At 73.6% G+C, this 9,668-nt stretch carries 7 protein-coding genes; 1 reads left to right on the top strand and 6 read right to left on the bottom strand.

Annotated features, from left to right (window positions below; translation table 11 throughout):
• Positions 1–47 precede the first annotated feature (47 nt).
• The 3 genes from Sru01_RS25570 to Sru01_RS25560 all read right to left on the bottom strand — a co-directional run bounded on the left by Sru01_RS25570 (position 48) and on the right by Sru01_RS25560 (position 2,301).
• Entirely contained in the window at positions 48–833 is a 786-nt protein-coding gene (locus Sru01_RS25570) for an alpha/beta fold hydrolase (protein ID WP_203990485.1), read from the bottom strand.
• 129 nt (positions 834–962) lie between these two features.
• The gene (locus tag Sru01_RS25565; protein ID WP_203990484.1) at positions 963–1,388 is read right to left on the bottom strand and encodes a nucleoside deaminase; all 426 of its coding nucleotides are present in this window, start codon (positions 1,386–1,388) and stop codon (positions 963–965) included.
• Positions 1,389–1,431: 43 nt separating this feature from the next.
• Positions 1,432–2,301, bottom strand: coding sequence for an LLM class flavin-dependent oxidoreductase (locus Sru01_RS25560; RefSeq protein ID WP_203990483.1), 870 nt, complete (start codon positions 2,299–2,301; stop codon positions 1,432–1,434).
• A gap of 746 nt (positions 2,302–3,047) precedes the next feature.
• Between Sru01_RS25560 and Sru01_RS36350 the strand changes: the two genes are divergently transcribed.
• The gene (locus Sru01_RS36350; RefSeq protein ID WP_203990482.1) at positions 3,048–5,888 is read left to right on the top strand and encodes a helix-turn-helix transcriptional regulator; all 2,841 of its coding nucleotides are present in this window, start codon (positions 3,048–3,050) and stop codon (positions 5,886–5,888) included.
• A gap of 119 nt (positions 5,889–6,007) precedes the next feature.
• On the opposite strand, the gene Sru01_RS25550 is transcribed toward Sru01_RS36350, so the two are convergent.
• The 3 genes from Sru01_RS25550 to Sru01_RS25540 form a co-directional block, all read right to left on the bottom strand.
• Positions 6,008–7,342: a S1 family peptidase gene (locus Sru01_RS25550; protein ID WP_203990481.1), complete on the bottom strand. Its 1,335-nt coding sequence runs from the start codon at positions 7,340–7,342 to the stop codon at positions 6,008–6,010.
• Positions 7,343–7,561: 219 nt separating this feature from the next.
• Positions 7,562–8,518, bottom strand: a complete 957-nt coding sequence (locus tag Sru01_RS25545) for an SPFH domain-containing protein (RefSeq protein ID WP_203990479.1) — start codon at positions 8,516–8,518, stop codon at positions 7,562–7,564.
• Between the two features lie 142 nt (positions 8,519–8,660).
• Positions 8,661–9,548 carry a haloalkane dehalogenase gene (locus Sru01_RS25540; protein ID WP_203990477.1) on the bottom strand — a complete coding sequence of 296 codons (888 nt, stop codon included), beginning with the start codon at positions 9,546–9,548 and terminating at the stop codon, positions 8,661–8,663.
• Between the last annotated feature and the right edge of the window lie 120 nt (positions 9,549–9,668).

Genomic DNA, 9,668 nt, shown 5'->3' with positions numbered 1-9,668 from the left:
CCGGACCCGCGCGCGGAGCGCGCAAAGCAATATGGCGCGGAGCTGGCTCAGCTGAGGAAGTCCACCAGGGCCGCGACGATGGCCTCGGGGGTGGGGCCGTGGGTCTGGCCGGCCAGCACCCGGCGGGTCGCGTTCGGCAGCGCCGCCGCGACCGCGTCCGCGGCCTCGGGCATGCCGGGGAACGTCTGGTCGCCCGAGTAGACGATCGCCGGCACGGTGATCGAGGACCAGCGGCCGGCCCAGTCGGGGTCGATGTTGATCTCGTGGACGGACGCGAGGTCGTAGATCAGCGTCGGGGATACCGCCACCAGGTCCGCCCAGCCGGGTGCCTGGGCCATCCCGTCCACCGCCTCGGGCGGCAGGCCGATGACCTGGGTGAGGTTGTAGCGCATCGCCGCGTCGTCCCGGCCGCCGGCCAGCAGGGACCGCAGCTCGGCCAGGTGCCCGGCGTGGTCGGCGCCGGCGAACAGCGGCGGCTCGTACAGCGCCAGGGCGGTGACGCCGACGCCGGCGTCCGCGGCGGCCAGCGCGACCGTGGCGCCGGACGAGCTGCTGTACAGCGTGGCGGTGCCGCCGACCGCCTTGATCAGGGCGGCCACGTCCTCGACCTCCCGCGCCAGGGCCCATGGCTCGGTGTCGCCGGACCGGCCGCGGCCGCGCCGGTCGTAGTCGACGGTCGTGAAGCCTTCGGCCGCCAGGGCCCGCGCCGCCCGTCCGGTGTTCTGGTCGACGCCGCGGTACTGCGTGGCGCCGCCGATGAAGATGACCGCCGGCCCGTCACCGTAGCGGTCGTAGTCGATGATCGTGCCGTCCAGGGAGGTCGTTGTGCTCAAGGTCCGCCTCGATTCGTGAGCTGGTTCCGGTTCCACGGGCCGCCGGCGCGACAGGTCGGGTCGCGGTCACCGTCGCGGGTCACGATAAGGAAGGGGACCGACAGTCTCGCCCACCCGGCCGCGACCGGGTCACATGTAGTAGCCCTCGACGACGGCGCGGGCCTCGTCCGGCAGGGCCGGCCCGTCCAGACGGACCGGCGGAGCGGTCACCGGCGGCTTCAGCGGGGTGAGCTGCTCGGTGGACAGGGCGTAGACGACGCGGCCGAGGCCGGAGCGCTCGATGGCGCCGGCGCACATGCCGCACGGCTGGCAGCTGGTGTACATGGTGGTGGCCGCGGCCACCTCCGGAGCGAGCTCGCGGGCGGCCCACCGGGCCAGCTTCAGTTCCGGGTGCGCGGTGATGTCGCGGTCGCCGATCGAGGTGTTGTGCTCCTCGGCCAGCACCTCGCCGTCCGGACCGGTCAGCAGCGAGCCGAAGGGCGGTTCGCCGGCGGCCCGGGCGGTGGCGGCGAGCCCGATCGCCTGGCGGAGCAGTCTTTCGTCGTCGGGGGTCATCGTCGTCCTTTCGGTGGTCTCCGCACGAATGCTCGGCGGGTTCTTACGGAAGCGGGTGTGCCGCGCCGGCCTCCGGCGCGGGCCGGTGCGCGGCCACGGTGGCGAGCGCGTCCCAGGCCGGCTGCGGGCGGAGGGTCTCGTCCGGGTCGGTGCCGAACGGGTCGAGGACGACCGTGCCGGCGCCGAGGCGCCGCAGCCCCTCGATGTCCTCCATGACCTGGTCGATGGTGCCCTCGCCGGCCGGCCGGTCGTCACCGGTGAGGGGTTGGGCGGTGAGCCGCAGCGCGATCCGCGGCACCAGCGCGGGCGGCGGGCGGTGCTCCTGCTCGGCGATGGCGGCCAGCCGTTCGATCGCCCCGCGCAGCCAGGGCATGGTGAAGCGCAGCGGATGCCAGGCGTCGCCGAGCCGTACCGCGCGGCGCAGCCCGGCGTCGCTGTTGCCGCCGATCCACAGCGGGATGTGCCCGGTGCCGTAGTCGCCGGTGTCCGCCCAGGCGGCGCGCATGGCGCGCAGGTGGTCGTCGGTGAGCCGGCCGCGCTCCCGGAACGGCACGCCGAGCGCCTCGAACTCCTGGCGGGCCCAGCCGACGCCGACGCCGAGGACGAGCCGCCCGCCGCTGAGCCGGTCCAGGTTGGCGGCCATCCGGGCGGTGAGCAGCGGGTGGCGGTAGGGGACGATGAGCACCGTCGTGCCGAGCCGGACCCGGGTGGTGATCCCGGCCAGCCAGGACAGGGTGGTGAACGGTTCGTAGAACGGCGCCGGATACTGCTCGGCGACGTCGGGCGTGATCACGACGTGGTCCGAGAGCATCAGCAGGTCGTATCCGAGGTCCTCCACGGTCCGTGCCCAGTCCCGCAGCATCTGCGGATTCGTGCCAGGTCCGAAGTTCGGGACGTTGACTCCGATCTCCATCGCCTCAGGCTAGCCAGTGGCGCGGAGCAGGTGGAAGCGGTGATCCCCGGCATCGTGGCCGTCCGGCCGTGGAATCCACGGCTTCCGGCGGTACCTGGACCTGAATTCCGGCCAGGGTCGGCTGGGTCGGTGCGGCGACGGCGGGCATGGCTACCGGCGGCAGGGCGGCGGTACGGGATCGGCGTCACCGGCCAGGGACCCGGCGGCCCGGATGGCGCTCACGGCCGGGGCCGGGACGGCCCGGATGGCGGCCACCCGCCGGAGGTCGAGGTGCCCGGATGGTGCCCGGTGGTGCCCGGGCGGCCGGCCTTCCCGGCCGCCCGCCGTCATCGAGGCGTATTCTTACCGCCGTTGCCGAGCCTGCCGTCCCGATTTCTTTCACCGATGGAACCGATCGCCGCGCCGCTTACCGATCCCGGGGGCGGGTCGGATGATTAGAGGGCAGCGCCCGCCTTCCGGCCATGGTGTCCGCACCTGGCGGAAGTTAAGGTGTGAATATGCGTGCCGGCCCACCTGGTTCTCGCGGCCGTCTGGATCTTCGAAAACGTCCGGACATTCCTGTCCGTATTTCCGGTTCGGCGTTTCATCGATATCGGGGGGACCTTGACGCGAGGGCGGATGGAAATCTGCTCGCCGGTCGCCGGCGCGATTCCTTTTCCCGGCTCCGGGTGTTCACGCGCCGGCGGGCCCGGTCCTGACGATCCGGAGGCGGCACCGGTGCCGGCCCGGGCATCCGCAGGGGCGCGATGACGGGTCATCCCGAGGTCGACGGGCGCGGTCGCGAGCTGGCCGCCCTGGAACGCTTCCTCACCTCGTCGGCCGATGGCGCGGCCGGCTTCGTCCTGGCCGGTGGCGCGGGCATCGGCAAGACCACGGTGTGGAACCACGGCGTCGCCCGGGCCGCCGACCTCGGCCACCGCGTGCTGTCCTGCCGTCCCGCGGAGGCCGAGACCGCGCTCACGCTCAGCGGGCTGGGCGACCTGTTCCACGGCGTCCTGGAGGAGGTGGGTGCGGCGCTGCCGGTGCCGCAGGCGCAGGCCCTTGAGGTGGCGCTGTTACGCAGGGCGGAGACCGGCGGGCCGCCGCCGGCCCCGCGTACCCTCGGCGCGGCCGCGCTGTCGGCGGTCCGGGCCCTGGCCGGGAAGCGTCCGGTGCTGCTGGCGGTCGACGACGTGCAATGGCTGGACGAGGCCAGCGCGCAGGTGATCACCTACCTGGCGCGCCGGCTGGCGGGCGAACCGGTGGGCCTGCTGCTGGCGGCCCGGGTGGAGCCGCCGGCCACCGTGCCGCCCGGACCGGCTCAGGCGCTGCCCGCCGGGCGCGTCACCGTGGTGCGGCTGGGGCCGCTCGGCCTGGGGACGCTGCGCCGGATCCTGTTACGGCACACCGGGCAGGAACTGGCCATGCCGGCGCTGCGCCGCCTGCGGCAGGACTCGGCCGGCAACCCGCTTTACGCCCTGGAGATCGTCCGGTCGCTGCGGCTCGCCGGCGCCTTCCCCGGCCCCGGCGAGCCGCTGCCCGTTCCGGCGTCTGTCGCGGAGTTGATGGGCCGGCGGGTGCGCGCGCTGGGTGAACCCGTCATCGACGCGCTGCTGCACGTCGCCCTGCTGGCCCATCCGACGGTCGCGACGGTGCGGGCGGCGCTGGAGGTGCCCGACGGCCGGCTGTCCCCGCTGACCGAGGCCGAGGAGTCGGGGATCATCGAGGTCCGGCAGGGCCGGATCGGCTTCACCCACCCGCTGCTGGCCTCGGCCGTATGCGCGGTGACCTCGGCCGAGCGCCACCAGCGGGTGCGCCGGCGGCTGGCCGAGGTGGTCGGGGACGTGGAGCAGCAGGCCCGGCACCTGGCGCTGTGCGGCGAAGGCCCGGACGAGGAGGTGGCCGCCCTGCTGGAGCGGGGCGCCGCCGATGCCTGGCACCGCGGGAGCCCGGCGGCCGCCTCGGGGCTGTGGCGCCTGGCGGCGGCCCGTACCCCGCCGGACGACATCGACGGCGCGCACCGGCGGACGATCGCCGCGGCGCGCTGCCTGTTCGCCGCGGGTGACGCCGCCGGCGCCCGCGGCCTGCTGGCCGCGGTGGTGGCGGGCCGGCCGGCGGACCCGTTGTGGTCCCGGGCGTCCCTGGCCCTGGCCGAGGTGGTGTTCTACGAGGGCGGGACGGTCGAGGCCGCCGAGCTGTGCCGGCGGGCGCTCGCCGGGGCGGGCGGTGATCCGGCCCTGCGGGCGGAGCTTTACCTGCGCCAGGCGTGGTTCAGCACGCATGACGCGGCCGGGCAACTCGCCGCGGCCGAGGCCGCCGTGCGGGTGCTGGACCGGCCGGAGGCGGGCCCGGAGCCGGCGTTGCTGTCGTGCGCGCTGGCCGTGCGGGCGATGTACCGGCTCACCAACGGCCTGGGCGTCGCCGGGCCGGATCTGGAGCGCGCCGGCCGCCTGCTGCCGGCCCGGCCGTCGCGGCACTGGGCGGAGACGTGGAGCCGGCAGGCGCTCGGGGCGTGGGCCAAGTGCATGGACCCGGCCGAGGCGCGCCGGCGCTTCGCGGTCGAGCTCGGTCTGGCCACCGAATGGGGGGACGAGCCCGCGGTGGGGCACGCGCTGATGCACCTGGCCGAGATCGACTGCTGGCTGGGGGACTGGTCCCGGGCCCACGAGGAGGCGCGGCGGTCCATCGAGGTGATGGAACTGACCGGCCAGCGGCGCTGGCTGGGGTTCGGCCGGTACGCCCTGGCCCTGGTCGACGCGCACCTTGGCCGGGTCGCCGAGGCCGAGGCCACCGCCCGGCGCGCGCTGCGGCAGGCCCGGGATTCCGGCGACCCCTATGTGGCGGCCCTGCTGCGGCAGGTTCTCGGGTTCGCCGCCCTGTCCGCCGGGGATCCCGAGCGGGCCGGCCACCACCTCGCCCGGGCCGCCGCGCTGGTCGAGGCCATGGAGCTCAAGGAGCCGGCGCGGTACATGTTCCATGGCGACCAGATCGAGGCGGCGGCTGCGATCGGCCGGCTGGCACAGGCGCACACGCTGCTCGCCCGGCTGGAGGACCGGGCCGGCGTCGCGCCCCGCCCCTGGTTGCTGGCCGTGCTGGCCCGCGCCGCGGCCGTGGTCGCCCGGGCCGAGGGAGACTTGGACCGCGCGGAGGAGGCGGCGCGGCGGTCCCTGGACGCCTGCGCCGCCCTGCCGATGCCCTTGGAGCGCGGCCGGGCCCTGCTGGTGTACGGCAAGATCCTGCGGGCGGGGAAGCGGAAGGTCGCGGCGCGGGACGTGCTCACCCGGGCCGGCCTGATCTTCGACGAGCTGGGCGCGCCGCTGTGGTCCGCGCAGGCCGCCGCCGAGCTGCGCAGGTGCGGGCAGCGCCGGGTGGAGGGCCCCGGGCTGACGCCCACGGAGCAGGAGATCCACCGGCTGGTCGCCGCGGGCCTGACCAACCGGGAGGTGGCCGGCCGGATGTTCATCAGCACCAAGACCGTCGAGGCCAATCTCACCCGCGTCTACCGCAAGCTCGGCGTACGCAACCGGAGCGAGCTGGCCGCGCTGGGCGCGCGGGCGGCGCCCGGCGGCCCGGTCCCCTGGGCGCCGGACGCCGACCGCACCGCATGACGCCCGGGCGGAGCGCCCGGGAAGGGGCGGGCGCTCCGCCGGACGCCCCGCTCATCCGGCGGAGCGGCAGGGAGGTGACCGGAGGGCAGGCTCTCCGGTCACGGTGGCGGTGGCACGTCCTAGAACTGCACCGTCACGCCGAACTGGTTCTCGGCCCGCTGGATCCGGCTGAAGAACTGGTCCAGGTTCACCGGGTTGAACCCGTGATGGATGCCGAGGGCCTGGTTCAGTACGTACCAGGGCCCGCCGCTGTCACCCCCGATGCTGACCGCGCCGCTGACGCCCACCATGTTGTAGGCGGTCTTGGTGCATCCGCCGCAGCCGGCCCAGGGGAAGTTGATGGTGGCGTTGGTGTTGTTGATCGAGCCACAGCTGGTCCCGCTCGTCCGCCCGTAGTGGCAGACATAGGCCCCGTCCAGATAGCCGGAGCTGCTGATCCGGGACGTCACGGCACGCCGGGTGGCGACGGTGTCCCAGAACTGGGGAACGTCGTCGTGGCCGGTGGTGGTGTGCCATTCGATGTCGCCGTTGACGCCGATGTGCTCGCTGACGAACGGCGCCGTGAAGGTGCTGACGACACCGCCGAGGGAGTTGTTCTCGTCCATCTGGTTGATGCCCTCGCAGTGCGCGGCGGTGAGCACCCCCTCCGCCTGGTCGCTGGTGCGCCGGACCACGAACGCCGAGGTGCACTGGAAGACACCGCTGCTGCGCATGCTCGACCCGCCGTATCCGGTGCTCGGTGCGGCCAGAACGGTCCCGGCGGGGTGTTCCTTGATAGTGAACGCGGGGGTGGCGGCCGCGGAGCGGTTCGCGGCCATCCGGGCGGTCAGCTTGTCCCGCAACTGCTGACCGCGCAGGTCCGGCCGGTCCGGCCGCTGGACGACGTCGAGTTCGACGCGCTGCGTCGTCAGGTCGAACGTCGACTGGACCTGGCTGAAGCCGAGGTCGTTGACGGCCGCGTGCATCGCGTTCTGCCGGTCGGCCATCTCCTCGAAGGAGTACTTCATGCCTCCGGCCAGCTTGGCCTCGGGGATCGCGCGGGCCTGGACAGCCTCGGGGACCTGGCCCTTGAAGTAGAGGGTGGCCGGGGTGCTCGCGGTGAAGTCGAGCCGGCCGCCGGCGTACGTCCTGGCCCGGACGTCCTCGGGGAGCGAGTCCACGAAGTTCGAGACCTTCTGCTGGACGAGCAGCCGGCGCCTGGCCTCCGGAATCGAGACGTGGGCCAGCTTGGCGGCGGCCGCCGCGTCGCGCTCCAGCGCCTGCTCCGGGGTGATGAGGGCACCGTCGGCGGGGGGAGTGGTCTCCGCCACCACGTCCGGGCGGCCGCCGGCGGTGGGCGCCGGATCGGCCTGCGCCGCGAGTGGTGGCAGCGCGGATAAGCCGCCGAGCACCAGCAGGCCGACCATCGTCGTCCGCGCGCCGGCGCGCCGCGTGCCGGGTGATGCGAACCGCATCCGTTGTCCTCCGGTCGTTCGGTTCGGCGCCCGGCCGGTCGCCGGGGGGCCTTCCCGGCAACCATCCGTCCGCGACCGATCGGAGTAATCGGGGGATCCCCTATCAAATGCCGTATAGCACCCTGCCGTGGCCGGGGATGCGGCCATCGATCCGCCAGGACGGCCTTCCTCTCCCGCGGGATCGGCATCCGCTACCGGGTCCCCATGGTGTGATCGCGATCATTTGGTGGGCAGGGTCAGCCCGCCGGCGTAGCCGGGCGCGTACACGGTGATCCCCTGCGGGAGCGCCTTGAGCTTGTCGATCTCGGCGCAGGCCGGGCAGCGGTCGTAGCCGTCCTGCCGCGCCTTGTTCGCGGCCGCCTGCGCCTCGGCCTGGGCCACCGCCGCCCGGTTCTCGGCCACCGCGGCGAACGCGGCCTGGGTGCGGTTGACCGCCGCCTGCACCTCGGCCGGCAGCGTGACCCGCACCAGGTTGAAGCGCAGATCGGTGAAGAAGCCCGCGCCGAGCATCTGCCGCAGGTCGGCGCCGAGCGTGGTGTTCACCGCGTTCTGCACCTTGGCCAGCACCGAGTTGTTGTCCCGGGGCACGAACTCGATCTTCTTCTGGTCGGCGCCGCTCTCCACGAACGCGCAGGTCGAGACGAGTTCGGCACAACGGAAGGCGCCGATCTGGCTGCGCAGCGCGTTGTCCACGACCGGCCGGACGGCCTGGCCGAAGAAGGACGACCAGCCTTCCTCGCCGTCCCAGGCGTGGCGCATCTCGTCGTCCTGGCCGCGGAAGCGACGGGTGCCGAACCTGTCGTCGAACTTCTTCAGCGTGTCGTGGTCGAGGTTGAGGGTGAAGTAGAGCGTGCCCTCGATCCCCATGTTGACACCGTCACTGCTGGGCACCGTGACCACGTCGACGCCGAGGTTGGTGCTGCGCTTGGCGTCCGCGGTGATGGTGTAGAACCGCTGTTGGGCCGGGTAGCGGTGCACGTCGGACCACCAGCCCACCCAGGTGAGGCCGGAGCCCGGGTCGATCACCTGGCGGATCCGGTTGTCGTCGAACAGGCCGCCGTCGCGGACCACCCCCACCTCGCCGCCGTCGGTGCTCTCCAGCCCGCCGAAGAACCCGAACAGCGTGATCAGTCCCGTGACGGCGGCGGCCACGACGGTGACGAGACGTAAGCGCATGAGCTTCTCCTACCGATGCGGGTACGCCCGCGAGCCACGGGCGTACCCTCACGGTAGATTTCGTTCAACGATCCGACAAGACTCCAATTCGATGAGGTGTCCCGGGTGAGGACGATCCGCAGCACTCGCGACGAGCGTCGGCTTACAGCGAGAGGAGGAACTCCCGCAGGGCGGCACCGATCTCGGCGGGGGAGTCCTCCTGCAGGTAGTGGCTGCCCTTCACGGTCACCTCCCGCTGGTTAGGCCAGGTCCGCGCGTACTCGGCCGCCCGGCCGACCAGCAGCGCGCCGGGTTCCGCGGCGATGAAGAGCTTGGGGACGGGACTGCGCTCCAGCCATCGGCCGTACTCGCGCACGACCTCCGCCACGTCCTCGGGGGTCCCGTCGATGGGCAGTTCGCGAGGGAACACCAGGGTGGGCAGCCGGGACTCCGGGGTGGGGAACGGCGCCCGGTAGGCGGCCATCTCCTCCGGGCCGAGCGCGCGCAGCACGCTCTTCGGCAGCACCGTCTCCACGAAGAAGTTCTGCTCCAGCACCAGTTGCTCGCCGTGCTCGGAGCGCATGGCGCGGAACAGCGCGTCGCGTCCCTCGGGGAAGTCCGACCAGAGCCGCGGTTGCACGATCGCCTCCATGTAGGCGAGGGCCCTTATCCGGCCGGGGTGCCGGGCCGCCCAGTGGAACCCGAGTGCCGACCCCCAGTCGTGCAGCACCAGGGTGACGTCCTCCCGCAGTCCCATGGCCTCGAACCAGGCGTCCAGGTGGCGCGCGTGGTCGGCGAATCGGTGGCCGCCGGTGCCGGACGGTCCGGACCGCCCCATGCCGGCCAGGTCAGGTGCCAGGCAGCGGCCGAGGTCGGCGACCGCGGGAATGATGTTCCGCCACAGGTAGGAGGAGGTCGGGTTGCCGTGCAGGAAGACGATCGGCGGGCCTTCCCCCACGTCCACGTGGCTGATCTCGGTGCCGAGCACGCTGGTCCGGCGCCGCGGGTGGGGGTCGGCGTGCGGGATGTCGTGCCGGACGGGCTGGGTCATGGGCTTCTCCATTCGCGGGATCGCGGGGACGGTGCTCAGGGGAATGTGGTCAGCGGGACGGCGGTCAGCGGGACGGCGGGCTACGGACGGAGCCGCGGGACGCCTGGACGTCGAGGGCCG

Origin of the sequence: Sphaerisporangium rufum, from assembly GCF_016863395.1 — a bacterium.
Lineage (GTDB): Bacteria > Actinomycetota > Actinomycetes > Streptosporangiales > Streptosporangiaceae > Sphaerisporangium > Sphaerisporangium rufum.
The sequence above is the reverse complement of the archived record's forward strand: the minus strand, read 5'-3'. Positions and strand labels throughout refer to the sequence as shown.